We start from the raw sequence: 534 nt of genomic DNA, 5'->3' as shown, positions 1-534 counted from the left end.
GTTTCATCAACATAACCTAATATAATTTCACCACGTGCCGCTTGCTCTCGTAATTTTTCAATCTGCTGTGTTGCTTGTTCAAATGCAATCGGATCTCTTTTTTTTCAAGCTATGACGGGTACGCTTGAAGACCATACCTGAATCACGTAAAAACTTACGAATGGTTTCAACAGACACGGACACTTCGTATTCTTCATGTAGTTTGACTCGGATTTGTTCTGCATTGAGTGGACTTGTATTGACCCAATCTAGGATTTTCGCCTGATAGTCTGAGATCAATGTATTGGGCCGACCTGAGCGATGACCTTCTTTAATCGATTCAAACTCATACAATTCCCAACGTCGGCGTTGTAGCCTTATGGTTTCTGGGATACGTTCTTGTAGAGTGGCAACTTCCGCAACACTTTTACCTTCAGAAAGCCAGAGAATAGTTTGGGCACGTTGTCTTTCACGCCAATGTTTTGCATGCTTGGCCAGAAAAATGAGTCGTTCTCGCTGTTCTAAACTAAGTGGTACAGAAACAATTCGAGGCAT

1 protein-coding gene is annotated in these 534 nt (G+C 42.1%); it reads right to left on the bottom strand.

Features of this window, described 5'->3' with window-relative positions; all coding sequences use genetic code 11:
* Nucleotides 1–78: 78 nt before the first annotated feature.
* Complete coding sequence (locus HX743_RS16240; RefSeq protein ID WP_004973749.1) at nucleotides 79–534, bottom strand: helix-turn-helix domain-containing protein; 456 nt, start codon at nucleotides 532–534, stop codon at nucleotides 79–81.

Source organism: Acinetobacter sp. Swhac1, from assembly GCF_013390985.1.
Lineage (GTDB): Bacteria > Pseudomonadota > Gammaproteobacteria > Pseudomonadales > Moraxellaceae > Acinetobacter > Acinetobacter towneri.
This window is presented reverse-complemented; position numbering and strand designations above follow the sequence as displayed.

Bases quoted from the DNA above. Each gene is read 5' to 3' on its own strand.
- HX743_RS16240 (WP_004973749.1), bottom strand. From the start codon at position 534: ATGCCTCGAATTGTTTCTGTACCACTTAGTTTAGAACAGCGAGAACGA.